This window comes from Actinophytocola oryzae (assembly GCF_004364325.1).
Taxonomy (GTDB): Bacteria; Actinomycetota; Actinomycetes; order Mycobacteriales; family Pseudonocardiaceae; genus Actinophytocola; species Actinophytocola oryzae.
The window spans coordinates 144782-170698 of record NZ_SOCP01000017.1 but is presented as its reverse complement, the minus strand read 5'-3'; the positions used below and the strand labels follow the sequence as shown (position 1 = coordinate 170698).

29 protein-coding genes and 1 pseudogene are annotated in these 25917 nt (G+C 70.1%); 17 read left to right on the top strand and 13 right to left on the bottom strand.

The window, feature by feature from the left end; genetic code table 11:
• Positions 1 to 78: 78 nt before the first annotated feature.
• On the top strand, positions 79 to 960 hold the full coding sequence (locus CLV71_RS35540; RefSeq protein ID WP_133907284.1) for a hypothetical protein: 882 nt from the start codon (positions 79 to 81) through the stop codon (positions 958 to 960).
• On the opposite strand, the gene CLV71_RS35535 is transcribed toward CLV71_RS35540, so the two are convergent.
• Positions 953 to 2080 (bottom strand): alpha/beta hydrolase family protein, encoded by a 1128-nt coding sequence (locus CLV71_RS35535; RefSeq protein ID WP_133907283.1) that lies wholly within the window; start codon positions 2078 to 2080, stop codon positions 953 to 955. The two genes, CLV71_RS35540 and CLV71_RS35535, sit on opposite strands and share 8 nt — an antisense overlap.
• 138 nt (positions 2081 to 2218) lie before the next feature.
• Here CLV71_RS35535 and CLV71_RS35530 point away from each other — a divergent pair, with 138 nt between their 5' ends.
• The gene (locus CLV71_RS35530) at positions 2219 to 2686 is read left to right on the top strand and encodes a hypothetical protein (RefSeq protein WP_133907282.1); all 468 of its coding nucleotides are present in this window, start codon (positions 2219 to 2221) and stop codon (positions 2684 to 2686) included.
• Positions 2687 to 2707: 21 nt separating this feature from the next.
• On the opposite strand, the pseudogene CLV71_RS50765 reads toward CLV71_RS35530, so the two are convergent.
• Positions 2708 to 2770: pseudogene (locus CLV71_RS50765) on the bottom strand (SEC-C metal-binding domain-containing protein); the annotation flags it as partial.
• Positions 2771 to 2936: 166 nt separating this feature from the next.
• Between CLV71_RS50765 and CLV71_RS35520 the strand changes: the two are divergent.
• Entirely contained in the window at positions 2937 to 3680 is a 744-nt protein-coding gene (locus tag CLV71_RS35520) for a GNAT family N-acetyltransferase (protein ID WP_243867014.1), read from the top strand.
• On the opposite strand, the gene CLV71_RS35515 is transcribed toward CLV71_RS35520, so the two are convergent.
• Positions 3669 to 4574 (bottom strand): phosphotransferase family protein, encoded by a 906-nt coding sequence (locus tag CLV71_RS35515; protein WP_208297904.1) that lies wholly within the window; start codon positions 4572 to 4574, stop codon positions 3669 to 3671. The two genes, CLV71_RS35520 and CLV71_RS35515, sit on opposite strands and share 12 nt — an antisense overlap.
• 43 nt (positions 4575 to 4617) lie before the next feature.
• Positions 4618 to 5289 carry a DUF429 domain-containing protein gene (locus CLV71_RS35510; RefSeq protein WP_133907281.1) on the bottom strand — a complete coding sequence of 224 codons (672 nt, stop codon included), beginning with the start codon at positions 5287 to 5289 and terminating at the stop codon, positions 4618 to 4620.
• Positions 5290 to 5319: 30 nt separating this feature from the next.
• On the opposite strand from CLV71_RS35510, the gene rnhA reads away from it, so the two are divergent.
• The gene (gene rnhA / locus CLV71_RS35505) at positions 5320 to 5766 is read left to right on the top strand and encodes a ribonuclease HI (protein ID WP_133907280.1); all 447 of its coding nucleotides are present in this window, start codon (positions 5320 to 5322) and stop codon (positions 5764 to 5766) included.
• 387 nt (positions 5767 to 6153) lie between these two features.
• On the opposite strand, the gene CLV71_RS35500 is transcribed toward rnhA, so the two are convergent.
• The 4 genes from CLV71_RS35500 to CLV71_RS35485 form a co-directional block, all read right to left on the bottom strand.
• Positions 6154 to 7599 (bottom strand): hypothetical protein, encoded by a 1446-nt coding sequence (locus CLV71_RS35500; protein ID WP_133907279.1) that lies wholly within the window; start codon positions 7597 to 7599, stop codon positions 6154 to 6156.
• Positions 7596 to 7946: a hypothetical protein gene (locus tag CLV71_RS35495; RefSeq protein ID WP_133907278.1), complete on the bottom strand. Its 351-nt coding sequence runs from the start codon at positions 7944 to 7946 to the stop codon at positions 7596 to 7598. Before CLV71_RS35495 ends, CLV71_RS35500 begins: the two co-directional genes overlap by 4 nt.
• A 584-nt stretch (positions 7947 to 8530) precedes the next feature.
• Positions 8531 to 9613 (bottom strand): aminotransferase-like domain-containing protein, encoded by a 1083-nt coding sequence (locus CLV71_RS35490; RefSeq protein ID WP_243867013.1) that lies wholly within the window; start codon positions 9611 to 9613, stop codon positions 8531 to 8533.
• A 142-nt stretch (positions 9614 to 9755) separates the two neighbouring features.
• A complete protein-coding gene (locus CLV71_RS35485) occupies positions 9756 to 10553 on the bottom strand; it encodes an ArsR/SmtB family transcription factor (RefSeq protein WP_243867012.1) in 798 nt (265 codons plus the stop codon).
• 116 nt (positions 10554 to 10669) lie between these two features.
• On the opposite strand from CLV71_RS35485, the gene CLV71_RS35480 reads away from it, so the two are divergent.
• Entirely contained in the window at positions 10670 to 11044 is a 375-nt protein-coding gene (locus CLV71_RS35480) for an FKBP-type peptidyl-prolyl cis-trans isomerase (RefSeq protein ID WP_133907275.1), read from the top strand.
• A gap of 94 nt (positions 11045 to 11138) precedes the next feature.
• Positions 11139 to 11624, top strand: a complete 486-nt coding sequence (locus CLV71_RS35475) for an AMIN-like domain-containing (lipo)protein (protein ID WP_133907274.1) — start codon at positions 11139 to 11141, stop codon at positions 11622 to 11624.
• Here the strand turns inward: CLV71_RS35475 and CLV71_RS35470 are convergent.
• Positions 11589 to 12353: an alpha/beta fold hydrolase gene (locus tag CLV71_RS35470; RefSeq protein WP_243867011.1), complete on the bottom strand. Its 765-nt coding sequence runs from the start codon at positions 12351 to 12353 to the stop codon at positions 11589 to 11591. The genes CLV71_RS35475 and CLV71_RS35470 overlap by 36 nt on opposite strands.
• Positions 12354 to 12384: 31 nt before the next feature.
• On the opposite strand from CLV71_RS35470, the gene CLV71_RS35465 reads away from it, so the two are divergent.
• Entirely contained in the window at positions 12385 to 13671 is a 1287-nt protein-coding gene (locus tag CLV71_RS35465; RefSeq protein ID WP_133907273.1) for a cytochrome P450, read from the top strand.
• Between the two features lie 25 nt (positions 13672 to 13696).
• Here CLV71_RS35465 and CLV71_RS35460 read toward each other — a convergent pair whose 3' ends face one another.
• Both CLV71_RS35460 and CLV71_RS35455 read right to left on the bottom strand, forming a co-directional pair.
• Entirely contained in the window at positions 13697 to 14239 is a 543-nt protein-coding gene (locus CLV71_RS35460) for a hypothetical protein (RefSeq protein ID WP_133907272.1), read from the bottom strand.
• Between the two features lie 166 nt (positions 14240 to 14405).
• Positions 14406 to 15896 carry an MFS transporter gene (locus tag CLV71_RS35455; protein WP_279588777.1) on the bottom strand — a complete coding sequence of 497 codons (1491 nt, stop codon included), beginning with the start codon at positions 15894 to 15896 and terminating at the stop codon, positions 14406 to 14408.
• Between the two features lie 87 nt (positions 15897 to 15983).
• On the opposite strand from CLV71_RS35455, the gene CLV71_RS35450 reads away from it, so the two are divergent.
• Entirely contained in the window at positions 15984 to 17222 is a 1239-nt protein-coding gene (locus CLV71_RS35450) for a nitric oxide synthase oxygenase (RefSeq protein ID WP_133907271.1), read from the top strand.
• Here the strand turns inward: CLV71_RS35450 and CLV71_RS35445 are convergent.
• Positions 17195 to 19144 carry a beta-propeller domain-containing protein gene (locus CLV71_RS35445; protein ID WP_133907270.1) on the bottom strand — a complete coding sequence of 650 codons (1950 nt, stop codon included), beginning with the start codon at positions 19142 to 19144 and terminating at the stop codon, positions 17195 to 17197. The two genes, CLV71_RS35450 and CLV71_RS35445, sit on opposite strands and share 28 nt — an antisense overlap.
• Before the next feature lie 87 nt (positions 19145 to 19231).
• On the opposite strand from CLV71_RS35445, the gene CLV71_RS35440 reads away from it, so the two are divergent.
• Positions 19232 to 19873, top strand: a complete 642-nt coding sequence (locus CLV71_RS35440) for a nucleoside/nucleotide kinase family protein (protein ID WP_133907269.1) — start codon at positions 19232 to 19234, stop codon at positions 19871 to 19873.
• 8 nt (positions 19874 to 19881) lie between these two features.
• Here the strand turns inward: CLV71_RS35440 and CLV71_RS35435 are convergent, their stop codons facing one another.
• Positions 19882 to 20154 (bottom strand): DUF4342 domain-containing protein, encoded by a 273-nt coding sequence (locus tag CLV71_RS35435; RefSeq protein WP_243867010.1) that lies wholly within the window; start codon positions 20152 to 20154, stop codon positions 19882 to 19884.
• A 108-nt stretch (positions 20155 to 20262) separates the two neighbouring features.
• Between CLV71_RS35435 and CLV71_RS35430 the strand changes: the two genes are divergently transcribed.
• The 8 genes from CLV71_RS35430 (at position 20263) to CLV71_RS35395 (ending at position 25916) form a co-directional block, all read left to right on the top strand.
• A complete protein-coding gene (locus CLV71_RS35430; RefSeq protein ID WP_243867009.1) occupies positions 20263 to 21117 on the top strand; it encodes an alpha/beta fold hydrolase in 855 nt (284 codons plus the stop codon).
• Between the two features lie 44 nt (positions 21118 to 21161).
• Positions 21162 to 21737 (top strand): DNA-binding protein, encoded by a 576-nt coding sequence (locus tag CLV71_RS35425; protein WP_133907267.1) that lies wholly within the window; start codon positions 21162 to 21164, stop codon positions 21735 to 21737.
• 1 nt (position 21738) lies between these two features.
• Positions 21739 to 22392 (top strand): RES family NAD+ phosphorylase, encoded by a 654-nt coding sequence (locus CLV71_RS35420; RefSeq protein ID WP_133907266.1) that lies wholly within the window; start codon positions 21739 to 21741, stop codon positions 22390 to 22392.
• Between the two features lie 315 nt (positions 22393 to 22707).
• Positions 22708 to 24081 (top strand): MFS transporter, encoded by a 1374-nt coding sequence (locus CLV71_RS35415; RefSeq protein WP_133907265.1) that lies wholly within the window; start codon positions 22708 to 22710, stop codon positions 24079 to 24081.
• Positions 24082 to 24119: 38 nt separating this feature from the next.
• Positions 24120 to 24551 (top strand): SRPBCC domain-containing protein, encoded by a 432-nt coding sequence (locus tag CLV71_RS35410; protein WP_133907264.1) that lies wholly within the window; start codon positions 24120 to 24122, stop codon positions 24549 to 24551.
• Positions 24541 to 24900 (top strand): ArsR/SmtB family transcription factor, encoded by a 360-nt coding sequence (locus CLV71_RS35405; protein ID WP_133907263.1) that lies wholly within the window; start codon positions 24541 to 24543, stop codon positions 24898 to 24900. Before CLV71_RS35410 ends, CLV71_RS35405 begins: the two co-directional genes overlap by 11 nt.
• On the top strand, positions 24897 to 25571 hold the full coding sequence (locus tag CLV71_RS35400; protein WP_133907262.1) for a DUF899 domain-containing protein: 675 nt from the start codon (positions 24897 to 24899) through the stop codon (positions 25569 to 25571). The genes CLV71_RS35405 and CLV71_RS35400 overlap by 4 nt, the downstream gene beginning before the upstream one ends.
• A gap of 123 nt (positions 25572 to 25694) precedes the next feature.
• Positions 25695 to 25916 carry a hypothetical protein gene (locus CLV71_RS35395; protein WP_133907261.1) on the top strand — a complete coding sequence of 74 codons (222 nt, stop codon included), beginning with the start codon at positions 25695 to 25697 and terminating at the stop codon, positions 25914 to 25916.
• Position 25917 lies beyond the last annotated feature (1 nt).

Here is a 25917-nt window from a genome sequence, read left to right as displayed (position 1 = left end):
AATCCGTGCCGGTCGCCTACAGGACAGGTTGTCCGGAACGTTCAAGACCGTGGGGCCGGTCGGCGGCAGAATGGCGTCATGACTGTTGATCTCGGGGCTGCCGCGTCGTTCATGGCCACGCATGGTCGGGTGTTGGACCGGCGTCGGTTCGAGTTCTTGTTCGGGGGTGGGGATGCTGGGGCTGTCCTTGCCGCCGTTGACGGGTATCGGAACTCCGACGGTGGTTACGGGTGGGGGTTGGAGCCTGATCTCCGGGCGCCCGAGAGCCAGCCCGGTGGCGCCCTCCACGCCCTCGAGGTGTTCGCCGAGGTCGGGGATCGGGGGCGTGCTCTCGGGGTCTTCGACTGGCTCGGGCGTGTCAGCCTCTCCGACGGTGGGGTGCCCTTCGCCCTGCCCGTTGCCGACTCCGCCGGGTGTGCGCCCTTCTGGGTCGACGCTGATCCGCTTTCCTCCTCCTTGCAGAGCACCGCTTTCGTCGCCGGGGTTGCTCATCGGGTCGCTGCTGGCGACGCCCGGCTCGCCGGCCACCCCTGGTTGGTGGCCGCTACCCGGTACTGCTTCGACGCCATCGCCGCACTCGACGACGCGCCGCACGCCATCGCTCTCGCCTTCGCTGTCCGGTTTCTCGACACCGTTCACGACACGCACGTCGAGGCTGCTTCCCTGTTGACGAAGCTCGGTCAGTTCATCCCCGCCGACGGGCTGGTCGGCGTCGCCGGCGGGGCGGACGGGGAAACCTTGCGGCCGCTCGACTTCTCACCGTTTCCCGGGCAGGCCTCGCGGCAGCTCCTCGGGGACGGTGTCGTCGACGCCGATCTCGAGCGGTTGGCCTCGGGGCAGCACGACGACGGTGGGTGGCGCGTCGACTTCGACAGCTACTCCCCCGCCGCCGCCATCGAGTGGCGTGGGTACGAAACCGTGCGTGCCATCGATGTGTTGCGTGCCAACAAGGTCATCTGACCTCCGTCACGTCCGGGTGGGTCGGTAACCGGCCCGGGCGGCCCTTCAGGTGGCGGTCGAACAGGTACCGGAGTATGTCTCGCTGCCCGTGGACCACTCTCGGGCCCACCGTGCCGATCAGGCCCGTCGGGTCCACGTCCAGCTGCGGGATGAACCACTGGGCGTCCGTGTAGGTGTAGTGGCGGCCCTCCCGAACGGACAGGTCAGTGCGCCTGCCTGTCGACGCGTTCCAGAGCGTCGCCCATCCGGGGTCGCTCAGATGGGTGCGGACAGCGCCGAACAGTGGTGGCTGCTCTGGGTGCGACGCCGCACCCATCAGCAGTAGCGGGCGGTCAACGCCCCGCTCCGGGTGGTTGTCGCCGAACTCGAAGAAGCCGTCCAGGTTCGCCATGGCCCGCACGCGTGGGTCGGCACGCATGACGCGCGTCGCGATGACGCCGCCCGCCGAGTGGCCGAACAGGCCCAGGCGGTCGAGGTCCGCGTTGGGCTCGTCGACCAGTTGGTCCAGTACGAAGTGGACGTCCGCCTCCCTCGCGTCCATGTACAGGCGTTTCGCCGCTTCCAGGTCCGGCGGGTCGGCGGGGATGCCCACGTCCACCAGCCTGCCCCCGGGGAACTCGATGGGCGTCTCGTAGGTGTGGTCGACGGTGACCACCACGTAACCGTGGCTCGCCAGGTCCTCCACCAGTACCGTGCCCAACGCGCGGCTGTTGCCGGACCCGGGCGCGTAGACGACGACTGGGTGACGCCCGTCCGGCGGGGCTTGTCGGCGGGCCGTCACCGTGGGGGTAGCCCAGTCGACCGTGTCCGGCGGCACGCCCAGTACGCCGTCGGTCGTGTACTTCCTGGCCACCAGCGGGTCCAGGTACCGGGCGTGGGGACGGTCACAGTCGTGTGCCGGGTACCAGATGCTGATCATCAGCTCCCGGTCCGCCTCCGGGTGCCACGGGTCGGGTCGCCCGCGCTGCGCCAGGTGGCGCTGACGCACACCTACCGGGTGCGGCCCAGACGGTCTCGGCAGCGTGAACCGGGCGCGGGTGCTCGCCCGCGCGGGTGAGGCCGTCAGGAGCAGTGCTGCAGTGGACGTCAGGGCCAGGAAGCCGCGGCGTGTCGTGGTCATGGCGATGAGCGTGCCGGAAGTGAGGGCGGTCGCACATCGGACCGTGGTCTGTCAGACCCTGGTATGAGGTAACGAATCTCGCGGCGTGACGACAGAGCTTGCGGACAGGTGTCGAGAAACCCGTTGAGGTGACAACGAATGGATGTGACCGACTGGGTGCGGACAAGGCTGACCGGGGCGGGTATACCGGACACGTCACCGACCGCGTGCCGTCCACAGTGGATGCGGGACGGCATGCGGGCGATGGAGATCTTCGGCCACGACGACCTGCGGGTGGTCGGCTTGCCCGGGCACCAGGACGTCCTGTGGTCGATCGTCGGGCGGGACGCCACCGAGCCCGTCCGGCAGGACATCCACGCGCTTCTCGTGGCCGAGCACGGTAACCCGGTCGACCGCGACGCGGTCGCGGTGTGGCTCGGCGGGCACCGGATCGGGCGGCTCGCCTACCCCGACGCGGCGCGGCTGCGGCCGGGGTTGATCCGGCTGCAGCGCCGCCACCGGCGAGCCGTCGCCCTGCCCGGTCAGGTCCGCGGTGACCGCGACCACGGCTTGGGCGTGTTCCTCAGCTACGACGCGACCGCGTTCGGTATGCGTCAGCGGACGTAGTAGACGCCCATGGTGTCGTCGTCACGCCCCAACCGCCGGCAACAGCGACGGAAACCGCCGCCCTGAACCGCACGGGCACGGGTCGTGTCACCCGAATTCCCGGTTGGCGGCCGCGCGTGCGCGTGGCAGACTGACGCGGACCTTCGAGCAAGGGAATGCCTCATGCCTGACGCCCCGAACGGGCGTCGCCTGTAGTGCCGGTGGCGCCGTTCCGCTGTCATTCCCTCATGCTTTCGAAAGGTTCTTGCTCTTGTTGCAGTCACACATGCGCCGGGCTGCCGCGTCCGGACGCACGACCGAGCAGATCGGTCCCTTTCTCGCCACCTTCGCCACCGACTCGACCAACCCCTACCTCAACTACGCCATCCCGGACGACGGCGCGACGCCGTCGCCGTCCGATGTGGAGGGTTTGACCGCCGCGTACCGGCGGCGCGAGCTGCTGCCCAGGGTGGAGTTCCTGGTGGACACCGCACCGGCGGCCGAGACCGCGTTGCTGGCCGCCGGCTGGTCGGTCGAGCGGCGGATCCCCGTGATGCTCTGCTCACCCGGGTCCGTCGTCACGCCGGCGTCGGCCGCCGGCATCGAGCTGGTCGTGCCGGAGTCGGACGACGAGATCCGCGGCATGATCGCGGTGCAGAACGAGGCGTTCGGGCAGTCGGCGGACGTACCCGACAGTGAGATCGCCAAGACCAGGGACCGGCTCCGTGACGGCGGGTTCGCCGTGCTGGCACGCGATGTCGCGACCGGTGCGGCCGCCGGTGGCGGGGTCGCGGAGGCCGTCGTCGACGGGACCTCCGAGGTCGGCGGGATCGGCGTTCTGCCGGCGTACCGGCGACGCGGGATCGCCTCGGCGATGACCGCGTTCCTGACCACCGCGGTGCACGACGCCGGTGGCCGGACGGTGTTCCTCACGCCGGACGGGATACCGGAGCAACGGCTGTACGCGCGGGTCGGCTACGAGCCGGCCGGGGCGATGGTGCACCTAGTCCGTTAGCTCACGCAGCCACGCCACCACCACGTCCGCCTGTGCCTGCTGGAACGCACGCAGTTCCGGCAGGCCGGGCGGCGGCGGGTGCCTCGCGCCGTCGGCGAAGAAGCCGCCGAAACCCGCCAGTGCGCCGACCAGGTCCGCGGGGTCGGCGTCGACCGTGGCCAGGTCGGGGCGGCCGCCGTGGAGGCGGACGTTGATCAGCAGTAACAGCGTGTCGAGCCAGGCGGGGCCGCGGCTCGCGTGCGGCCAGTCGACCACGGTGACCGTGCCGTCCTCGCCGATCAGGAGGTTGTCGGCGCGGATATCGGTGTGGACGAGGGTGTCACCGGCCAGCGCGGCGAGACCGTGCTCGGCGTGCGCGCACAGGTCGTCCAGGTGGGTTGCGGTCCACGGGTCGAGGGTGGCCGGCGGGGTGGCGCGGAGGCGGTGCCAGCCGGTGAAGTCCTGTTCGAGGTGCTGCCGGGCGGTGGGCACGTCGGCAGGCGCGGGGGTGAGCACCCGGGCGAGGTCGTCGAGCGCGGTGCGGACGGCGGCCAGCTCGTCGGGGAGCCACGGGGTCGCCGGGTGGCGGCCCTCGACGTCGGTGAGCACGAGTGCGACCCAGTCACCGTCGTCGTAGCTGCCCAGGAGGGTGGGTGTGGGCGCGTGCGGCGGGAGAGTGGCGGTGATCCACGCCTCGCGGCGGTGGAGGGCGGGGCTGTGCTCGTTCTGCGCTGAGCTGACGGCCTTGACGAACGCCCGACGCCCGTCGACGGTGCGGACCCGGTCGGCGGTGCCGGGCGAGAAGCCGCCGGACTGGGAGGTCGCCTCGACGACCTCGCCGCCGAGGATGTCCGCGACGGCCTGTCGGACGTGGGTGGGTAGCTCGTGCCAGCCGATTCGGGTGCCCGACGCCATGGCGATCATGATGGTCCGCCGGGTCGCTGGTCGCACCTCGTTTTCAGCGCCAGATGGCGGCCTCGATGCCATCGGTACCGCGCTCCGGCGGGTCGGGGAAGGACTGGGCGGTACCGTCGTGGACTCGGCGGGCGGTCCAGGCCGCTATCGCGGCGTCCAGGATGTCGTCGACGGCCGCTTTGCCCGCTTCGCCCAGGGTGCCCACGGGGGTGATACCAGCCGACTTCAGCAGGTCGCGGCGTTGTTCGGCACCTGACCAGGTCTTCTTCGGCGGCAGCGGTACACCCGCCAGTTCCGTGAAGCACACTTCCGGGTGAACCTCGACCACCCGGCACGGTGCTCTCGGTAACCAGTCGTCCACCTCCTGGATCTTCGGCAGGAGGCTGAACGCCTGGATCGACAGGCCCTGGCCGGCCAGCTCGTGGTTCACGGCGCTCGCGTGGTCGTGTGCGCGAAGACCCAGCGTGGCGCGGACGGGGGTGAGGAAGACACAGGACTGGCGAGGGCGGATGAACGTCCTGGCCAGCAGGTCGGCCGGACGGTGACCGCGTTCCGGCAGCCCGATCGGAATGTCGATCGCGATGACCGCGACGGGGCCCGCGGCGTCGACCAGCTCCGCGATCGTGGGGGCGAGGTGGGGCGTGAGCGTGTCGCCGGACCAGGTCAGGCCCACCCAGCCGGTCCTGCAGGCGTCTACGCCCAACACCGTGTCCATGCCGGCTGTGTCGTCGCTACGCTCCCGTTCGTGTCGAACAGCGTGGAGATCTATACCGACGGTGCGTGCAGTGGGAATCCCGGGCCGGGTGGGTGGGGGGCCGTGCTCAAGTACGGCAAGCACTCGAAGGAGCTGTACGGGGCGGAGTCGTCGGTCACGACGAACAACCGGATGGAGCTGATGGCGCCGATCCAGGCGCTGGAGAGCCTCACCCGGCCGTCGGTGGTGGACATGTACACCGACTCCACGTACGTGCGGAACGGGATCATGCAGTGGCTGCCCCGGTGGAAGAGCAACGGCTGGCAGACGAGCGCGAAGCAGCCGGTGAAGAACGCGGACCTGTGGCGGCGTCTCGACGAGGCGATCAAGCCGCACGAGGTGCGGTGGTACTGGGTGAAGGGGCACTCGGGACATCCGGAGAACGAGCGCGCCGACCAGCTCGCGGTGAAGGGCTCCCAGGAGGCGTCCGGCCGTTAGCGCGCCGTGCCGGGGACAGGTCGGCGGCTCGTCCTCGGATGTCGTGGGAACAGCGGCCAGGAAGGACATTTGTCTTCGGCTTGCCTGTCAGGGGCTGGAGGTTGCCCGGACGCGAGGCGCACGCTGCCGACGGCTCCGGTCGAGCGTGCTCGGGTGCTCGCGGTGAGGCGCGGGGAGGTCGCGGGGCTCGAGGACGTGCTCGCGGAGATCGCCGAGGATCGGGAGCAGGTGGAGGACCTGCCGGCGACGGGGAGGACCCCGTTGCCGGAACGGGCCGACCTTGCCGCGATCTCCGAGTGGGCCGTTCGTGCGCACCGGAGGCATTGGGGTTGGCTCTCCGTGGGCCGGGCGTTCTCGTTCGAGGGGACGCCCGGTCCGACAGCCGTTCTATGTCAACGATTTCGCGGCGACCGTCGCGCCCATCACGGCGAGCGACAGAACCGTATCCCCCGGCATGCCCAGCGCCGCGAAGGCGGTTTGTACTGTCTCGACGAGGGTGTGCATCGTCAGCGCACGTCGCCGGTCGGTGATCTGCTCGGCTCGGTCGTCCGGCACGCCCCAGATCGCGAACGCGTCGGCTGTCCGGCCGTCCGCGGCCAGGCGAAACCCCTTACCCACTGGCATCGACTCGTCGTAGCCCGCCTTCGCCGCACCACGCACCAGGTCCTCGGAGGTCATGCACTGGAACCTGTCCAGCCAGTGGATGCTCCTCAGGTACTCGTCGGAGTGCGGGATGTCGAGCCGGGGTGACCTCGCGAACCACTCCCACTCGAACGACGTGCCGGACGGACTGAAGTCCGCGGCGTTCTCGGTCGCGGCCGCCATGTTGGTGAGGAAGATCCGGGCGAAGGTCAGGTCGCCGCCGTCGAGCCGGTCGAGGAGCAGCGATGCCCGGGTGGCGGCCTCGGGGTGCGAGACCCCCCGCCGGACGAACAGCGCCCGCTCTGTCGAATGCACCACGAGCATCGCTGTCAGTGCTCCGAGCGCGGACATGAGCCCTGCCGCCTCGGCGACCCGGTCAGCCTCCGCCTCGCCGCTCGCCAGTGCCTCCTGCCGCACGGCGAGCACACTTGCCCGGTACGCCAGCAGGTCCGCGTCGAGTTCTCGTCGCTGGTCGTCCGAACACACGGGAAGGTGTTCCCCCGGTGAGAAAGCGCTCGGCGCCGAGTCGTGACCGAGTGCGTGGTGGGCCAGCTCGTGCCCGACGATGAAGTACACCGCCATCGTGTGGAGCACGGCGATGTGGGGTTGGGCCGCGGGCGAGGTGTGTTCGACCAGTTTGGCGGCCAGCCCGTACACGCGTTGGCTCACGTTGTAGTAGCGGAGGAGCCCGGTGAGCATCGTCGGCTCCTCGCCGAACCCGCCTCGTCGCACGGCACGGAACGCACGCCACAGGCCCCGGACTCGGCCGCCGGACAGTATTCGACTGAACGCCTCGCCGACGTACCTGCTGTAGACGCCGCAGAGGGTGAGGGCCGCGTCGGAGATCATCACGAGGCCGGACCCGTCGGCGAACGGGCGCATCTGTGCCGCCACGTCTTCTCGCAGGATCGTCGTCACCCGCACCGTCGCCATCCGTGCCGGATCGGCGCCCAACCGGATCATCGCCCCGATCAGCTGGTCGGCCGAGCTACGGACGAGACCGGAGACCGGATCGCCGTACTCGGCCGCGAACTCGGTCCCGGACCACGCTTCCATCGCGTCGTCCAGCACCGCCGACTGCTCGGGGATGCCCAGCTCGGCCATGCGGATCTTCATGTCGAGCAGCTGGGCCGAACGGTCGGGCGAGAGACCTCTCATCCGTCGTTCGGCCATCGACTCCCCGGAGGTCATGCGGCGGGAGCGTTGGCGCAGAAGGCACCGAGGCCGACACGCGCGACGAGCACCGCCAGGACGGCCGCGTTGACCGCGTCCTCGCCCAGGTTCTGGAGGGTCTCGTAGATGGCGGCGGCGTCGATGGCGAGATCCGAGGTCGAGTTGCCGAGCAGGCCTTTGAGCTTCTCGTGGTGGCAGATCTTTCGTTGGAGCTCACGTCGCTTGTTGCCGAACCATTGTCTGCCGAACCGGCGATGCTCGTCCTTGTCCTCCGGTGAGAGGCTCACGCCGTCGCCCAGCAGTTCCGCACCGAGCAGTTCGTAGAGTTCGTCGTCGGTTTTCAGGAGATAGGAATCAAGCGTCATACAGCCCCCATCGCTGAACGTCGGTTGGTTGCGACGTCGTCACGGTGAGCGCGTGCGTTACTTTCGGGTGGGTTTACTCCACTGAGGTGATCTCAGCAAGATCAGCTTGATGGTGGTGCGGGTGGGCAACGGCGTGGATGTGCCGATTGGCTGATGGGCGCCGGTGAGATGTGGGCGCGGAGCTCCTGACAGGGCTGGATTTGCGAAGATCGAGTGCAAGGGCAGGGGCTCCCCGTGATTGCCTGTAGTGCCATGCTCGACGTGCCACGCGAACTCGCCGAGTACCGTGGGATCACGGCGTCTCCCGCGCCACCGGCTACCGCTGTCCGGACGAGGTCATCGACGTGCTCCCTGACCAGACAACCCGCCGGTGACCGAGTACTCCACGTGGACAACCGCACCCACAACACCCTGCGCCGCGGCATGCACTGCCTGGACGAACGCGCTTCGCCGTCCTCACCGGCCGCTGGCGCGCACTCCACCGCCACACCACCGCCAGCCCCGGCAAGATCGGCGACATCGTCACAGCCGCGCTCGTCCTCACCCATTTCGAACACAGCCGACTCAGATGGAAGTCACTGAGATCACGTCAATGAGCTGAACGTCGTCGCCAGGCGGTGCATGCCTTCCGATATTTCTTCTGGCGGGTTGGTCGTGAAGGACATGCGGAAAGTGGTGTTGTCCGGAGTGGTCGCGAAGAACGGGGCGCCCGGGACGAAGGCCACGTTGTGTTTCAGTGCCTCTTTCAGTAGGTCCGCCGTGTCGGTGGTGTCGGGGAGTTTGAGCCACACGAACATGCCGCCGTCCGGGTCTGTCCACTCGGTTCCTTTCGGGACCGTCGTGGGCAGGGCTTTGATCATGGTGTCCCTGCGCTCGCGGTAGGCGGTGCACAGGGCTGCCACGTGTGCGTTCAGGTCCGTGTTCGCCAGGTAGGTCGCCGCTGCCGCCTGGTCGATCGTGCTCGTGTGCAGGTCTGCCGCCTGTTTCGCTATCACCGTCGCAGGCATCAGGTCCTTCGGTGCCCTCAGCCAGCCCAGGCGCAGGCCCGGGGCGCCTATCTTTGACAGGCTTCCCAGGTACAGGACCTTGTCGCCGTAGGCCGCCAGGGGCGGGACGGGAGTGCCTCTGTAGCGCAGTTCGCCGTACGGGTCGTCCTCCACCAGCCAGGTGTCGTGGGTGGCCGCCAGTGCCGCTATCTCCTCGCGGCGTGCCGCGGGTTGGGTGCGGCCGCTCGGGTTGGCGAACGTCGGGACCACGTAGACCAGGGTCGGCTTCTCCCGTGTCAGGACCTCCGCCAGCGCGGACGGGACCATGCCCTGGTCGTCGCTGGCCACCGGGACCACGCGGGCGCCTGCCAGCTGGAAGCACTGCAGTGCCGCCAGGTAGGTCGGCTCCTCCACCGCCACCACGTCGCCGGGCTCCACCAGCGCGATGGTCGCCAGAGTCAGTGCCTGTTGGGAGCCCGTCGTGACCAGCAGGTCCGACTCCGTTGTCGGGACGCCCTTCGACGTCATGCGTGCCGCGAGCTGCGCACGTAGATGCGGGTCACCTTCCGTTGTGCCGTACTGCAGGTTGCGCCGGTCGGTGGCCGCTTTCGCGAACGCGTCTGCCCAGCCGTCCACATCGAACAGTTCGGGAGCCGGGAGCCCGCCGGCGAAGGAGATCACCTCCGGTCGGAGTGTCAGCGCTAACAGATCACGGACCGGGGAACTCTTGACACCGTGCAACCGGCGGGCTGGCGACATACACCAATGTTAACGAACGCTCACGTCGGCCCTCGCAGGCTCTGTCCCGCTCCGCGGGCTCCGCTCACGTGTACATGCCGCTCCCCGTCTCCAGCAACGACTTCAGGTCGCTTAAGACCTCAGGCCAGCCGCCGCCCGCGCCCTCCACGCTGCCGGACGTCTGGGCCGCGGTCTGTGGGGCGTCGCGCACGTCGTGGGTCAGGGTCAGGGAGCAGACGCCGTCCTGGCCCTCCCTGATCTCGTACGTGACCGTGGTGAAGGGCTCGTCCAGCCAGGTCGGGCGCCACGTCTGCACGAGACGGTGCGGCGGGTCGGCCGAGATCACCTCGCCCTCGACGACGCAGGCCGTCGGGTCCATGCCGGGCATTCCGTCACCGGTCAGGGCCTCGAACCTGCCACCCGCACGCAGGTCGTAGTTCACGACCGCGCGGTAGCCGTAGCGCTTCGACCATTCCGGCCTGGTGATCGCGTCCCAGATCGCCTGCGGGGTCGCCTTGATGTAGACGCGGTGCACCTGCACGGTCGTTGCGGTCGCGGCAGTAGTCATCGTCTGCTCCAGTTCTGTCTTGAGCGAGGTGAGCGCGGCCACCTGCGGCTCCGTGTACTTGTCGATCCACCTGTCGTGAATCAACCGGATGGGTACGACATTCAGGAAGTGCAACTTCTCCCGTCCGGCCTTGCGGGTCGTGACGAGACCTGCCTCCTCCAGCAGGCGCAGGTGCTTCATCACTCCGAAGCGGGTCATGTCCACGTCGGACTCGAGATCGCTCAGGCTCCGGCCGTCGCGAACGAACAGGCGGTCGAGCAGGAGCCTGCGCGTCGGGTCGGCCAGGGCTTTGAAAACCCGGTCGTCGTCGGTCACGAGGCAAAGATAGGTGACCATTTGGTCACATGTCAACCCGACTGGTCGGACGTCGCGGGCTCGCGGCTGGTTGGATGGGTCGGGCAACCAGAGGAACCAACCAAGGAGGAACACGCATGGCGCTCGAGAAGCCCGAGGTCGACCCGATCGAGGGGGCGCCGCCCGCTGACCTGGTCGTCGAGGACATCACTGTCGGTGACGGGGACGAAGCCACAGCCGGGAAGAGCGTGGACGTCCACTACGTCGGCGTCGCGCACTCGACCGGTGAGCAGTTCGACGCGTCGTGGGACCGCGGCTCGGCGTTCAACTTCCCGCTCGGCGCGGGTCGCGTCATCGCAGGCTGGGACCGCGGCGTGGCGGGCATGAAGGTCGGCGGCCGTCGCAAGCTCGTCATCCCGCCCCACCTCGGCTACGGCGACCGCGGCGCGGGTGGCGCGATCAAGGGCGGCGAGACCCTCATCTTCGTGGTGGACCTGCTCGGCGTCCGCTGAGGACGAACCAGGCAACCAAAGCAATATCGGCACGTCTCGTAGAAGACCCGGCGCTGGGACTCGTTGTCACCACTCCCGGCAGGAGGTCCACGAGATGACCACCATTTCGCGACGTGCGCTCGGCGCGCTCGTCGCCATCGTCCTGGTGGTGGGCGGCGGCGCCACAGCCGCCGCCCAGCCAGCCACCACCCTTCCCGCGCTGACCGCGATCCGCACCGGTCAGCACCCCGGCTTCGACCGCGTCGTCCTCGATCTGACGGGGTCGACGCCCCCGACGGTCACGAACAGATGGGTCGACGAGCTGACCGCGGACGGCTCCGGCGAGGTCGTCTGGCTCACGGGCCAGTACTTCGTCGAGGTCGTGTCCCACCCGGCCGCCGCACACGACGACGCGGGCAACAGGACCTACCCCGGCCCCGAGCGGTTCCGGACGCGCGACCTCCGCAACGTCATGGCGGTCGCCCTCACCGGTGACTTCGAGGGCTACCTCTCCGTCGGGCTCGGTCTGCGCAACCAGACGTGGGTGCGCACCTCCGTCCTGACGTCACCCAACCGGGTGGTTATCGACGTCGGCGTGTAGCCGGTCCAGAAGCGGCCACAACGTCGACGGGTCCTCGACGTGGGCGTTGTGGCCGACCCCCGCCAGCAGGGTCGCCGTGGGTGAGACCGCCAGCAGGTGCTCACGCGGGCACATCGGGTCCCGCTCCCCCGCCGCCAGGACCGTCGGGCACGAGGCCCTGGCCAGCAGCGACGGCACGTCGGGCGCACCGACCCCGAACGCACGCGGGTCGACCGCGACCCGCCACCCGTCGTCCCCGGCCACGACTCCGGGTCCGACCAGCGGCGACGACGGCGGCACCAGACCGGCCAGCCCCGACACCCTCAACCACCGGTCCACGGCCTCCTCGCGCGTGGCGAACACCCGCTCCGGCCGTGCCGCGACCCCGGCCGCCCTCTCCAGCTCCTCCGCCGACCACCGCAGCTTGATGCCCAGCCCGCACGCGGCCACGACGCCGTACGAACCGGCGGCCAGCGTCAACGCGAGCACTCCCCCGAGCGAGTGCCCCAGCACCACGACCGGCCGCCCCGCGGGCAGGACGGACGCGACCGACGCCGCCATCGCCTCGAACGTGTACTCGTCGAGCCGGGGCGAGCGGCCGTGTCCCGGCAGGTCGGGGGCGAGCACCTCCCCCGGCCACCCGCGTTCCAGCAGCTCGTGCCACACCTCGCCCGTGGCGCCGAGGCCGTGCAGGAGCAGCAGGACGGGATCGCCACCGGCGGCGTGCCGGGCAAGATGGAGTGCGGTCACAGCCCTCGATCGAACCGGCAGGATGCTGATCATGTCCAGTGCCAACGACATCTTCATCAACCCGGGTACGTACGTGACCGGGGTCCCGCACGAGGAGTTCGCCCGACTGCGTGAACAGTCGGCCGTGGTGTGGATGACCGAGCCCGCGCTGCCGCCGTGGCCCGCGGGTCCCGGGTTCTGGGGCGTGGTGCGGCACGCGGAGATCAAGCAGGTCATGCGTGACCCCGCCACCTTCTCGTCGTACGCGAGGGCCACGCAGATCATGGACCCGCCGACGGAGCGGGACCTCGCGTTCGTGCGGCAGATGATGCTCAACCAGGACCCGCCCGGGCACTCACGGCTGCGCCGGATGCTCGCCAGCGCGTTCACTCCCAAGGCGGTCGCCCGGTTGGAGGACCGCATCACCACGCGTGCGCGGGAGCTGGTGGACCGGGTGGCGTCCGACCACGAGTGCGACTTCGCCGAGCTCGCCGCCGACCTGCCGCTGCGGACCCTCGCGGAGATCTTCGGTGTGCCGCAGCAGGATCGCTGGCTGCTGTACGACTGGAGCAACCGGGTCATCGGCTACCAGGACCCGGAGTACGCGTTGAGCGCCAAGGCGAGCGCGGCGGGCTCGACCGAGATGGCCAGGCATGCCATGGCGCTGCGGCCCGAGCCGGACGAGAACGGGGTGCTGCCCAACCAGCGGACCAGGGACGGCATGCCCGACCTGTACGCCTACGCCGGCGACCTCGCCGAGCTGAAGCGACGGGAGCCGGGCGAGGACGTCATGAGCAACCTCGTCGCGGAGGGCGTCACGACGGCGGAGTTCGAGAACATGTTCTGGCTGTTCGCCGTGGCGGGCAACGAGACCCTGCGCAACGGGCTGCCCGGCGGCCTCCACGCGCTCATGTCCGACATGGACCAGTACCGCCGCGTGATGGTGGACCGGTCACTGCTGCCCGGCGCGGTCGAGGAGATGCTGCGCTGGTGGTCGCCGGTGATGCGGTTCCGGCGCACGGCGGTCGTGGACACGGTGCTCGGTGGCCAGGAGATCAGGGCGGGCGACAAGGTGGTCGTGTGGTTCTCGTCCGGGAACCGCGACGAGCGGGTGTTCGCCGAACCTGACCGGTTCGACGTCACCCGCTCGTCGAATGACCACCTGAGCTTCGGCCACGGGCCGCACTACTGCATCGGGGCACATCTCGCGAAGGCCCAGATGCGGGCGTTGTTCTCGGCTGTGTTCGACCGTCTCGGGGAGGTGCGACCGGCCGGGGAGATGGTACGGCTGCGGTCGAACTTCCAGCACGGGGTCAAACGTCTGCCGATCAGCTGGTGAGCGGAGCGAGCCCGACCCGCACCGCTCAGCAGCCGCCGCAGTTGTAGTACGTGATGTCCCAGTGGTTGCCTTCCTTGTAGTAGATGTTGCCGGCGCCGGACTCCCACTTGGAGCCGCCGATCGACGAGAAGTTGCCCTGGATGTAGTTGTTCAGGCAGGTCGACAGGCTGGTGTCGAGCTTGTAGCCGTTCCAGTGGCTGTAGGTGCCGCTGGCGTGGCCGGTCTCGGTGCCGCCGGTGACGTTGATCGCGCAGCCACTCGCCGACCGGAGCGTCTGGATGCCCTGGATCGTCGTCAGGTTGACCTGGTCGAACGACGTACACGTCGCGTTGTTGCGGTTGCTGCAGCCGCCACTGGAGGACCAGGTGATGCCGGACGACCGCAACCGCGCGGTCGCGTCCGCGTGGGTGAGCTTCGTGGCCAGGATGCCGATCGTCGCGGTGCCTGCCGGCGGGTTGTCGAACACCGGGTCGCTGCCGTTCGCGGTGGCCTGCGCGCCTGACGTACCGATGAGCAGGGCGGTCGCGGCGGCCGCGGCCACTGTGAGTGCACGAACTACCAGTCTCATTATCTCGATCCCTCCATCCTCGGGGCAGCACGAGGCCGCCGACGTGCGCCGGCAGCCGGCCCCTTTTCCGGGAATGAGCGAAAGAAAGCGGCCCTCGAACCGGGCGGGGATCAGCAGGGCCCACGCACACGGTCACCAGAACGCTTTCGGTGCGAAACGCTAGCATTTATTGACGAGGTGTCACAGTGTTCGATGAGAAACTTTCCAACTCGACGTTCCCATGGTTCCCAATTCGTCCACGTTCTTCCCGGACGGCCAGCACGAGGGCGATCACGATCACGAGCACGGCGGCGAACATGGCGGCCGAGAAGCCGTTCGCGTACGCGCCGGACGCGGTGGCTACGGCGTGGAACACGGCCGCCAGCAGCGCGGTGCCCACCGCGGTGCCGAGCCGCTGACCCGTCTGGAGCACCCCGCTCGCCACGCCGGCCATCCGGCTCGGCACCTGCGCGAGAGTCAGCGTCGTGTTCGGCGAGATCACCGCGCCGCCGCCGACGCCTGCCACGAGCAGCGGGACCGCGATCGCGAACGCGAGCGCGTCCTTGTCGACGAGGAACCCGATCACACCGACCGCGCCGAGCCCGACCGCCATGAGCACGAGACCGGAGACGGTCACCCACCGCCCCCAGCGCGCGACCAGCCGCCCGGCCAGCCACGACGACACGGCCGAGCCGGCCGAGAACGGCGTGACCATGAGCCCCGACTCGAGTGGCGTCATGTCGAGGTCGGTCTGGAAGTACACCGCGAAGATCAGCCAGATCCCGCTGAACCCGCAGAAGTAGACGGTCGCGATCCCGGCGCCGGAGGAGTAGCCGGGCGTCGCGGTGAACAGGCGCATGTCGACGAGCGGCGCCCGCTCCCGCGCCACGCGGCGTCGCTCCCAGCGCAGGAAAGCCCAGCTCAGGGGCACCGCGACGGGGATGAGCCACCAGAACCGGCGGAAGCCGTCGGCGTCGGACAGCACGATCGGGAACATCACGCACAGCACGGCGAGGCCGAGCAGCAGGATGCCTGCGTAGTCGATGTCGGGACGGGTCTGGCGCTTGGGTGTCCTCGGCACCAGGAACAGCGTCAGCACGAGCGCGAGGAGGCCGAACGGCAGGTTCACGAGGAACACCCAGCGCCAGCCGTCCGGCTGACCGGCGACGCCGAGGATGAGCCCGCCGATCACGGGCCCGGCCGCGGTCGAGATGCCGATGGTGGCGCCGAGCAGCCCGAACGCACGACCCCGCTCCGCACCTCGGAACAGGTCCTGGATCAGGCCGGAGTTCTGCGGCGTGACCAGGCCGCCGACCAGCCCCTGCAGCAGCCTGGCGATCACCAGCATGGTGAGCGTGGTCGACAGCCCGGCGAACACACTGGCGGCCACGAAGGCGGTCAGTGCGATGAGGTACATGGTGCGCCTGCCGAAAGCGTCGCCGAGGCGCCCGCCCGCGACCAGCGCGAGGCCGAAGGTCAACGGGTAGCCGGAGACCACCCACTGGACGCCGCTCGCCGACGTGCCGAGCCCCTGCTCGATGGCCGGGATCGCGACGGTGACGATGCTGACGTCGAGAAGGATCATGAACCCGCCGGCCAGGGTGACCACGAGGGCCCGCCATCGCCGGGGATCCGTTCCCGGCTCGTAGTCGGTCGGCTGCGTGGTTGGTCGTGGCACGTCTGATGTGTACCCCAGGGAAGCGATCTCCTCCACACGGGCGAACTGTCGCCGGGCAGACGGGCCGCGTCGGGTAACTTCGCGCGAGTGACCGCCCAGACCTGGGATCCGCCGGGGCATACCACGGATCCCCCCGCAGCGCCGGTCGACGTGGACGAGGCAGTGGAGTTCCTCCGGCTGTTCCACGCGGAGAACCCCGACGCGGGCTCGGCCGAGCACCGCGTCGCGTGGGTACGCGGCGAGATCGAGCTGACCGGCACCTACGCGCACACGAGCGACGAGCTGGCGTTCGGCGCGCGGGTCGCGTGGCGCAACAGCGCACGTTGTGTGGGGCGGTTGTACTGGCAGAGCATGCGGGTGCGCGACCTGCGGGCGGTCCGCGAGCCGGGTGAGGTGGCCGCACACTGCTTCGACCACCTGCGGATGGCCTACAACGGTGGCCGGGTCCGGCCGGTGATCACCGTGTTCGCGCCCGACGAGCCGGGTCTGCCCGGCCCGAGGATCTGGAACGACCAGCTCATCCGGTACGCGGGCCACCGGAGGGCGGACGGGACGGTGGTCGGCGACCCGCGCTACGTGAAGTTCACCGAGGCCGTCGCCCGCCGCGGCTGGCGGGGTGCGGGCACGGCGTTCGACGTGCTGCCGCTCGTGGTGTCAGCCGATGGTGTGACCTGCGTTACCGAGCTGCCGTTCGACGCTACGGCCGAGGTGCCGCTGTCCCACCCCGACCACGACTGGTTCGCCGGCCTCGGGCTGCGCTGGCACGCGGTGCCCGCGATCAGCTCGATGCGGTTGTCGATCGGCGGGATCACCTACCCCGCCGCGCCGTTCAACGGCTGGTACATGGGCACCGAGATCGGCGCGCGCAACCTCGCGGACGCCGACCGGTACGACATGCTGCCGACCGTCGCGGCCGAGCTGGGGCTGGACACGAGCAACGACCGGACACTGTGGCGGGACACCGCGCTCGTGGAGCTGAACCGGGCGGTGCTTCACTCGTTCGAGAAGGCCGGGGTGACGATCAGCGACCACCACACGGAGACCTCCCGGTTCCTCAAGCACCTCGCCAGGGAGGAACGGGCGGGCCGCACCTGCCCGGCCGACTGGAGCTGGATCGTGCCGCCGATGTCCGGCGCGCTCACGCCCGTGTACCACCGCTACTACGACACCGACCGGCTCAGGCCCGAGTTCGTCACCGACGACGAGTCCACACGGGCCGCCCTCGAGGGCGTGCCGCCGCGTGTCGCCACGCGGGGCACGCCCTCCCACAGTCCGCTGTGGACCTACCTGCGGACCGGTCAGACGAACGGCACCCAGGCCAGCTGAGCCAGCGAGCCCGTGTCGTTGACCAGCATGCCCGCCTCGGACACGGTCCACAGCTCGTCGCCGACCACCATCGCGCGCCTCGGCACCAGCGGCGTGTCGCCGTACTTCGGCGAGCGGTGGCCGAGCACCGCCACCTGCGTGAACCCGTTGTCCCGAAGGCGAAGCACGACCGCGCCGCCGTAGGGCAGGTTCGGGTCGCCGCCGCCGCTCATCGGCAGCACCACCAGGTTCGCGTCCGGCCAGTAGAGGAACGCGTGCGGGTCGCTCTCCACTTCGGAGTAGGAGGACGGCAGGTGGTACTGGGCGAGCCTGGTGGCGCCCGCCGGGTTGGACGTGTCGAACAGGGAGAGCTGGGCGCCCTGTGCCCTACCGGCCTCGCTGGCCTCCTGGCCGACACCGATCAGGCGACCGTCGCCAGCGGGATGCAGGTACGCGGAGTAGCCGGTGATCTTCAGCTCGCCGGTCACCTTCGGCGCGGCCGGATCCGACAGGTCCACCGTGTACAGCGGGTCGGTCTGCCGGAACGTCACGACATAGCCGATGTCGCCGAAGTAGCGGACGGCGTAGATCCGTTCACCGAGGCCGAGCCCGCCGACCTGGCCGACCCTGGTCAGCTGGTCGCCCTTGCGGGTCAGCACGGTGATCATGCTCTGCGAGCCGCTCCGGCCGGACGTCGTGGTGGCGACCCGCAGGTTGCCCTCGTACTCCGACAGCGAGTACTGGTTGAGCAGGCTGCCGTCGACGCCACCGGACGCCACGTGCACCGGCTTGCCCGGCCCGGAGATGTCGAACTGGTACAGCTCGGTGCGCTCGCCCTCGAGTGGACCCTCGACCGTCCCGTGCGTGAAGTGGTCGTCGGCGACGTAGAGGCTGCGCTCGGTGCCGTACACGGTGTCGCCGTCGGCGACGATCGTGACCGGGTCGCCGGTGCCGAGCTCCCTGGTCAGGTCGAAGGACAGCACGGTGAGCATGCCGGTCGCCGTGTAGTCGACGGGGTGGCTCACGTCAGCACAGGCGGTCAGCTGGCCGTTCGTCGTCGCGCCGCCCGCCACCGTCAGCTGGTAGCGGGGCAGCCAGTCCCCGATCGTGGAGTTGACCACGGTGTCCTTGTTCGCGAGCAGCGTCGCGAACTGGTCGCCCTCGGTCGCCGGGTAGCGGAACTCCATGTGCGGCATCGACCGCACGACGACCCTGGCGATGTCGCCGACCTGCCGCGCGTCGAGGTAGGTGCCGTCGACGGCCAGGGTGGCGAGCACCTTGCCGGCGCCGGTCAGGTCGACGAGCACGAGCTGCGAGCCACCGGGGAGGGTGTCGGTCGGCGCGCGTTTCGGGGTGCGCTCGCCCGGCGCGATGCCGGGCACGTCGTAGGCGATGGCCGAGGAGGTCATGACGAGCGCCCGGTCACCGGCGAGCAGCAGCTGGCTCGCCTGGGCGTTGCCGTCGAGCGGGACCGTCGCGGTGACCGCACGCGAGGCGACGTCGACGACCCGGATCACGCCGTCGGCGACGCTGACCACGCGCCTGCCATCGGTCTTCACGAGGTCGGGCTCGTCGACGCCCGCCTCGTGGACGTTGGTCGTCGAGTGCTCCCCCGCCTCCGGCGCCCCGGGGGCGCCCGCCTGCTTCGGCGCGGCGCCTGCCGCGTCCTCCATCGCACGCATGTCACCGCCCTCGGGCATCGCGACGTCGCCCGACTCGAGGCCGTAGGCGCCGACGTGCGGGAGGAGGCGGTCCTTCATCTCCCGGAGCGCGCTCGCGCAGCTGTCGTACGCCACGAGGCGGATCCCCTGTGGCACATGCGTTTCGCCGCCGCCGTCCGCCGCGCCGACGACCACTCCCGCGGTGATCATGCCTGCGCCGAGTGCCATCACGACGCCGGCCGTGAGCGCGGACCGTCGGGTGCTCGGTAAGTGGTGCCTCATGCCGCCAGGACGGACGCGGGTTGCGAGTGCGTTGCTCCATCAAGCGAAGTTCTTGGAAATCGGCGGCGGTACGGGTTCACTTACGGGATGCGTCCCAGTCAACACGTAGCGGCAGCGGTGCTCGCGCTGCCGGCCGACCGGGTCCGCCGCGTGGCGGTCGACGGGGTGGACGGTGCCGGCAAGACTCGTTTCGCCGACGCGGTCGGCGCCGAGCTGACCGTCAGCGGTGCGAAGGTGATCCGCGCGTCGGCCGACGGGTTCCTCAACCCACCCCGTACGAGACACCGCCGAGGTCGCGACTCGCCGGAGGGGTTCTACCGGGACTCCTACGACTACGGCCGCATGGTCAGACTGCTGCTCGACCCGCTCAGCCCCGGCGGCAACCGCGAGTACATCCGCGAGGTCTACGACATCAGGCGCGAACGCGAGGTGCGCAGGCTGCCGGAGCTCGCCGACGACGACGCGATCCTCGTGTTCGACGGGATCTTCACCCACCGGGACGAGCTGATCCGCTACTGGGACTACTCGGTGTGGCTGGAGGTCCCGTTCGAGGTGTCGATCCCGAGGGCGGCGCAGCGGGAGAAGACGCCCGACGCGGACCCGCAGTCGATGAAGAACCGCCGGTACGTCGGCGGTCAACGGCTGTACATGGCGGAGTGCCATCCGCGTGACCGGGCGACCGTGGTGATCGACAACGCGGACCTGACGAACCCGGTCCTGCTGGGCTGACGGGGGGTCTACGCCTCGTCGTCGGGCGCGGCGGGGACCACGGTCGACTCGGTGCGCTCGACCGAGACGTGCCAGCCGCCCGCGAGCGCCAGACCGGTGCCCGCGACGGTCAGCATCGGGGCGATCACGGCGGCGATCAGGCCCGCGTTGACCGGGATGTCCAGGACCTTGCGCCCGGTCCGGTCGGTGATCACGATCCGCCGGACGTTGCCCTCGCGCACGAGGTCGTTCACCTTGTCCAACAGTGCCTGTACGCCGGTGCCCTCGGCTTCCTTGCCCACGGTTCTCCCCCATTTCCGCCGCGTGGTCAGTCGGCGTGAAAGTCTGCCACGCCCTGGTCGCCGGGTACAGCACGCGGGAGTGGTCGCCGGATGGCCCATCATGGCGCCATGGCCACCGTTGCCCGTCCCACCACGACCACGAGGCTCGCGCACGGGGTCGTCGAGTACCGACACGACCGGCGCGGGGGCGCCACGGTCGTGGTGTTGTACGGCGGCCACATGCACGCGGGACTCGCGCTCGGCGAGGACGTGTTCGTCGACGCGGGCTACTCGGTGCTCGTGCCGTCGCGCCCCGGCTACGGGCGCACACCGGTGTCGACCGGCACGACGGTCACCGGGTTCGCGGACGTCGTCGGCTCGCTGTGCGAACACCTCGGCATCAGGCGGGTCGCCGCGGTCGTGGGCGTTTCGGGTGGCGGGCCGACCGCGACAGCGACCGCCGCGCGCCACCCGGACCTGGTCGAACGGGTCGTCCTGCAGAGCGCGCTGGGACCGCTGCCCTGGCCGGACCGCGGGACCCGGCTGGGCGCTCACCTCGTGTTCGCCGGCGCGACCGAGGGAGTCACCTGGTCGGTGGTGCACGCGATCATGCGTACCGTCCCGGACCTCGGTCTGCGGGCTCTGCTGGGGCCGCTCTCCACCCGCCCCGCGCGACAGGTCGTGACGGCCCTGTCGCCAGGCGATCGAGCGACCCTGATCGACCTGTTCTCCCGGATGCGGTCGGGTCGCGGCTTCCTCAACGACCTCGCCGTCACACCCGACTGTTCCGGCGACGTCACACAGCCCGCTCTCGTGATCGCCAGCCGAAACGACGCCGCCGTACCTTTTGCCCACGCCGAGGCACTCGCGTCCGGCATCCGGTACGCCACCCTCCTCGAGAGCGGGGCCGACAGCCACTTCGTCTGGTTCAGCCCGGACTGGCCGATGATCAGTCGAAAGCTCCGCGACTTCCTCACCGGGTGAGGGCCTTGGCGCACGTTGGCGCACGGGCGTGCTAGCCTGGGTGCATGTCAGGCCTGCGGTCCGCGCTCACCCGCGCCGGGTTGCGCGTCGAGGCCGACGAGTTCGTGTCGCTCGTGGAGGACGCCTCCAGGAGGCTCGCCCCCGTCGACCCGCGGCCCGCCGACTACTTCAGCGTCGACCAGCGTGCCGCCCTCGAGTCCGTCGGCCTGGACCTGTCACCCCAGCGGTCCGGCGAGAAGGACGTGCGGGCGCGGACGGTAGCACTGCAGGCCGTGCTGCGGGACACCGCGTTGACCGTGGCAGGCGCCGCCGACCGGCTCGGCGTCGACTCGAGCCGGGTGCGGCACCGGTTGTCGGCCGGTCAGCTGGTCGGCTGGAAGGACCGCGGCGGCTGGCGGCTGCCGGTGTGGCAGTTCACCGACGACGACGCGCTGCCCGGGCTCGCGACCGTGCTCGCCGCCGTGCCCGCGGACCAGCCCGCGCTGGTGGTGGCGGCGTTCATGACCACGCCGCAGGCCGCACTGGGCGACCCGCCGGTCACCCCGAGGGACTGGCTCCTGGCAGGCGGCGCCCCGAGACGGGTCGCGGCGCTGATGTCCGTACTGGGGACGCCTGCCTGACGTGTCCCGACTTCCCATGCCCCCGAACTCGGCCGTGTTGCAGAAGCTGCTGCGCCAGGACGAGGACGTGGTGGCACTGCCGACGTCCACGCGGCTGGTCAGGGTGTTCGTCGCGTCCGGCGCGCACCAGCAGCGGTGGAACACCTTCCGCCACACCGGTCCCCTGCCGCACGCCCGCTTCGACCCGCAACCGCCGCAGCCCGACGGCGGGGTGATCACGTCCCCGGAGCACGGGGTGCTCTACTTCGGTCTGTCGGTGCGGACCTCGATCGCCGAGGTGTTCCAGGCGTCGTCGATGGTGGACCGCACGACGCGGCGGCCACACCTCGCGGTGTTCGCGCCGACGCGGCCCCTGTGTCTGCTGGACCTGACCGGCCTCTGGCCGACGCGGGTCGGCGCCTCGCAGGAGATCTCCAGCGGTCCCAAGGACATCACGCAGGCCTGGGCCCGCACGATCCGTGACGCGTTTCCCCATCTCGACGGGCTCTGGTACCGGTCGTCGATGGACTCCGGCGACCCTGCCGTGTGCCTGTGGCACCCTCCGGCGGGTGACGCGCTGCCCCTGACGCCGGAGGTGTTGCTGCCGCTGGACTACCCGGGCCTCGACCTCCCGCTGGCGCGCATCTGCGACTCGCTCAACTACGTGCTCAACTGACCTACCGACCCCAGACCGCGTATCCGCAGGTCGCTGGGCCTTCGCTGTTTCATGATCAATGACGGCACAGAAGGTAACCCGGGCAGCCCCCACCCTGTCCCGGGGGCACCCCGCCACGCCAGTGTACTAGGTGGAACCGACAAAAGCCCTGTTCAGGGCGGCCTGTGGATGAATTTCGCCGACGAACGCGGGCGAAGGCGACATTCACGAGGGGACACCACCAGCGGCATTGCGCGGTCTGCGCCATCCTCTTGACGCAACTCATCGGTTGCCATAGTGTCGCAACTGTTCGGTTGCTACTTGGAGGAGGTTGCCATGGCCGTCATGACCGCGTCCGTCACCACCCCGGTGGCCGACCCACCACGTGCGGCCGCTCGACACAGCGTGGTGCTGTTCGTCCTGCTCGGAGTGGGTTTCATGCTCTCGGTGGACTTCTCGATCCTGAACGTCGCGCTGCCCGGCGCCGGCGCGGGCGTCGGGCTCGACCGGGCCGACCTCGCGTGGATCACGTCCACCTTCGCGCTGCCCGCGGCGGGCTTCACGCTCCTCTTCGGGCGCCTCGGTGACCTGTTCGGGCGCAGACGACTCCTGCTACTCGGCATGGCCCTTCTGGCAGGCGCCTCGATGCTCGGCGGTCTCGCGGCCGGCCCCCGGACCCTCCTGCTCGCCAGGGCACTGCAGGGGCTCGCCACCGCGATGGCGATCCCCTCCGCGATGTCGTTGCTCACCACCACCTTCGCCGAAGGACCTCGCCGTGACCGCGTGCTCGGGCTCAACGGCGCCCTGGCCTGCGGCGGCTTCACCGTCGGCGCGCTGCTCGGCGGCACCCTGGTCACCGCGCTCGGCTGGCGGGCGGCGTTCTTCGTCAACGTGCCCGTGGCCGTGGCCGCACTGCTGGTCACCCCCTTCGTGATCATCGAGAGCCGGGCGGCGACGCGGCCTCGGCTCGACGTACCGGGCGCCGTGACCGTGACCGGTGGCCTGCTCGCCGTGGTCTACGCGGTGATCGAGCGGAGCCTCTCCGCCTCGGCCGTCGGCGTCGTGTTGCTCGTCGCGTTCTGGCTGGTCGAGCGGCGTGCGTCAGCACCCCTGGTCCCGCCGCGCATCCTTGCCCGACCCTCGGTGCGCTGGGGGAACGTCGCGGGGCTGGTCACCTGCGGGTTGGTGCCCGCGATGATCTTCATGGTCACGCTGTACCTGCAGCAGGTACTCGGTCTGTCACCCCTGATGACGGGCCTGGTCCTCGGGGTTCCCGGCCTCGCGTCCGTTGCCGCGGGCGTGGTCGCCGGGCGGGCCATCGGGCGCTTCGGGCCCCGGCCGGTCCTGACCGTGGCCATGGTCGCGTCCGGTCTCACCACGATCGCCCTGCTGTTCACCTCCGCCGACCGGCTCTCGCTCGTGATCGTCGTCCCTGCGCTGTTCGTGGCGTTCTTCGGCCACGTGGCCGCGATGGTCGCCTACACCGTGACCGGCACCTCCGGCCTGCCGAACGGCGAGCAGGGCCTCGCCACCGGTCTCACCTCGATGACCCAGCAGGTCGCAGGTGCCGTCGGCATCCCGGTCCTCAGCGCGATCGGCGCCACGCAGGTGGCCCAGCTCGCCGGGCTTCGACTCGCGCTCGGCGTCGACGTCGTCGTCACGCTCGTGAGCGCCGGGCTCGTGTGGCGCGGGCTGCGGAAGCTGTCATAGGTTTGCAACCAACCGGTTGCGATGAATGGAGGCACGACATGGCATTCCCCGACCGCATCGAACGGACCCTGGAGGTCGCGCACCCGCCGAAGGCGGTGTGGGCGGCGATCACCACCGCCGAGGGGCTCGGCACGTGGTTCGGCAACGAGGCGACGATCGACCTGCGTCCCGGTGGCGCGGCGTCCATGCGGTGGACCGACGGGGCCAGCGCCACCATGCGCGTCGAGCGGGTGGAGGAGCCCACGGTGTTCGGGTTCACCTGGAAGATCTACGGCCTGCCCGAGGACGACCCGCGCCGCACGTACGTGGAGTTCACGCTCGAGCCCGCAGGCCCCGGCACGCGGCTCACGGTCGTCGAGACCGGTTTCGCCCAGCTGCCCGACGACACCCACGACACGGCGTTCGGCGGGAACAGCAACGGCTGGCTGCGCGAGCTCGACGAGCTCGTCGCCTACCTCGATGCCGCCTGACATCGAGGCGGTGGCCGAGCAGGTCTTCACGGCCCTCGCCGACCCCACCCGGCGCGTCATCCTCGCCGAGCTGGCGGCACGCGGGCCGGCCACCGCGACCGACCTGGCCACCCGCCTGCCGATCACCCGTCAGGCGATCGCCAAGCACCTGGCCCTGCTGTCCGAGGCGGGGCTGGTCATCGCCGAGCCGGGCGAGCGGCGCCGCGTGCGCTACCGGCTCCGCTCGGCACCCATGCAGGTGGCGCAACAGTTCCTGGCCGGTCTTGCCCGCGACTGGGACGGCCCGCTCGGCGCGTTGAGCGACCACCTGGACAGAACGGCGCGAGAACAGGAAGGGAGAGAACGATGAACACACCGGAGGTAGTCACCGCGAAGGAGTGGGAGGCGGCCCGCGAGCGGCTGCTCGTGAAGGAGAAGGAGGTCACCCGCGCCAAGGACGCGCTGGCGGCCGAGCGCAGGCGGATGCCGTGGCTCCTGGTGGAGAAGGAGTACGCGTTCGACGGGCCCTCGGGTCGGGTGAGCCTGCTCGACCTGTTCGACGGCAGGCGCCAGCTGCTCGTCTACCGGGCCTTCTTCGACCCGGACGTGAACGGGTGGCCCGACCACGCGTGCCAGGGCTGCTCCATGGTGGCCGACCAGGTCGCCCACGTCGCACACCTGAACGTCCGCGACACTTCGCTGGTGTTCGTGTCGCGCGCACCGCAGGGGCACATCGAGCGGCTCAAGGAGCGGATGGGCTGGACGATGCCCTGGTACTCGCTGACCGACTCGTTCGACGCCGACTTCGGGGTCGCCGAGTGGCACGGCACGAACGCGTTCTTCCGCGACGGCGACCGTGTGTTCCGCACCTATTTCGTCAACAACCGCGGCGACGAGGCGATGGGCAGCACCTGGGGCTGCCTCGACCTCACCGCGCTCGGGCGTCAGGAGGAGTGGGAGGACTCACCGGAGGGCTACCCGCAGACCCCGGCCTACGACTGGTGGAAGCCGCACGACCTGTACGACGCTCGGACGTCCTGAGGGGTCCCCGGTGGGGCTGCCCCTACCCCGGTTCGGGGGCTTCCCTGGTGTTTTGACCGGCTCTCGCGTCCTAGCGTTGGGACAACGGATCGTGAGTCGCATCACAGACACTGGGAGGGCGTCATGAGCCAGGAAGCCGCGGCAGACATGCCGAACCGTCCGCGGGTGTGGCTGGTCGGCAGGGTCGGGACCACCCCCGATCCCGCCGACCTGCCGCCGGTCCGGGACACCAGGATGCGGACCTGGGTGCCCGGCACCGACGGGATCTACCACTCCGCGGACGGTTGGCACCACGCCACCTGGACCGAGCTGCACACTCGGTACGACCTGGTCGAGGTGGCGTGAG

Excerpts from the sequence above, each read along its gene's own strand:
- CLV71_RS35465 (WP_133907273.1), top strand. The coding sequence starts at position 12,385 with ATGTCCAGTGCCAACGACATCTTCATCAACCCGGGTACGTACGTGACC.
- CLV71_RS35405 (WP_133907263.1), top strand. The coding sequence starts at position 24,541 with ATGCCGCCTGACATCGAGGCGGTGGCCGAGCAGGTCTTCACGGCCCTC.
- CLV71_RS35540 (WP_133907284.1), top strand. The coding sequence starts at position 79 with ATGACTGTTGATCTCGGGGCTGCCGCGTCGTTCATGGCCACGCATGGT.
- CLV71_RS35510 (WP_133907281.1), bottom strand. The coding sequence starts at position 5,289 with ATGGACACGGTGTTGGGCGTAGACGCCTGCAGGACCGGCTGGGTGGGC.
- CLV71_RS35400 (WP_133907262.1), top strand. The coding sequence starts at position 24,897 with ATGAACACACCGGAGGTAGTCACCGCGAAGGAGTGGGAGGCGGCCCGC.
- CLV71_RS35530 (WP_133907282.1), top strand. The coding sequence starts at position 2,219 with ATGGATGTGACCGACTGGGTGCGGACAAGGCTGACCGGGGCGGGTATA.
- CLV71_RS35430 (WP_243867009.1), top strand. The coding sequence starts at position 20,263 with ATGGCCACCGTTGCCCGTCCCACCACGACCACGAGGCTCGCGCACGGG.
- CLV71_RS35500 (WP_133907279.1), bottom strand. The coding sequence starts at position 7,599 with ATGACCTCCGGGGAGTCGATGGCCGAACGACGGATGAGAGGTCTCTCG.
- CLV71_RS35445 (WP_133907270.1), bottom strand. The coding sequence starts at position 19,144 with ATGAGGCACCACTTACCGAGCACCCGACGGTCCGCGCTCACGGCCGGC.
- CLV71_RS35410 (WP_133907264.1), top strand. The coding sequence starts at position 24,120 with ATGGCATTCCCCGACCGCATCGAACGGACCCTGGAGGTCGCGCACCCG.
- CLV71_RS35515 (WP_208297904.1), bottom strand. The coding sequence starts at position 4,574 with ATGGCGTCGGGCACCCGAATCGGCTGGCACGAGCTACCCACCCACGTC.
- CLV71_RS35535 (WP_133907283.1), bottom strand. The coding sequence starts at position 2,080 with ATGACCACGACACGCCGCGGCTTCCTGGCCCTGACGTCCACTGCAGCA.
- CLV71_RS35440 (WP_133907269.1), top strand. The coding sequence starts at position 19,232 with ATGCGTCCCAGTCAACACGTAGCGGCAGCGGTGCTCGCGCTGCCGGCC.
- CLV71_RS35495 (WP_133907278.1), bottom strand. The coding sequence starts at position 7,946 with ATGACGCTTGATTCCTATCTCCTGAAAACCGACGACGAACTCTACGAA.
- CLV71_RS35415 (WP_133907265.1), top strand. The coding sequence starts at position 22,708 with ATGGCCGTCATGACCGCGTCCGTCACCACCCCGGTGGCCGACCCACCA.
- CLV71_RS35395 (WP_133907261.1), top strand. The coding sequence starts at position 25,695 with ATGAGCCAGGAAGCCGCGGCAGACATGCCGAACCGTCCGCGGGTGTGG.
- CLV71_RS35425 (WP_133907267.1), top strand. The coding sequence starts at position 21,162 with ATGTCAGGCCTGCGGTCCGCGCTCACCCGCGCCGGGTTGCGCGTCGAG.
- CLV71_RS35460 (WP_133907272.1), bottom strand. The coding sequence starts at position 14,239 with ATGAGACTGGTAGTTCGTGCACTCACAGTGGCCGCGGCCGCCGCGACC.
- CLV71_RS35480 (WP_133907275.1), top strand. The coding sequence starts at position 10,670 with ATGGCGCTCGAGAAGCCCGAGGTCGACCCGATCGAGGGGGCGCCGCCC.
- CLV71_RS35475 (WP_133907274.1), top strand. The coding sequence starts at position 11,139 with ATGACCACCATTTCGCGACGTGCGCTCGGCGCGCTCGTCGCCATCGTC.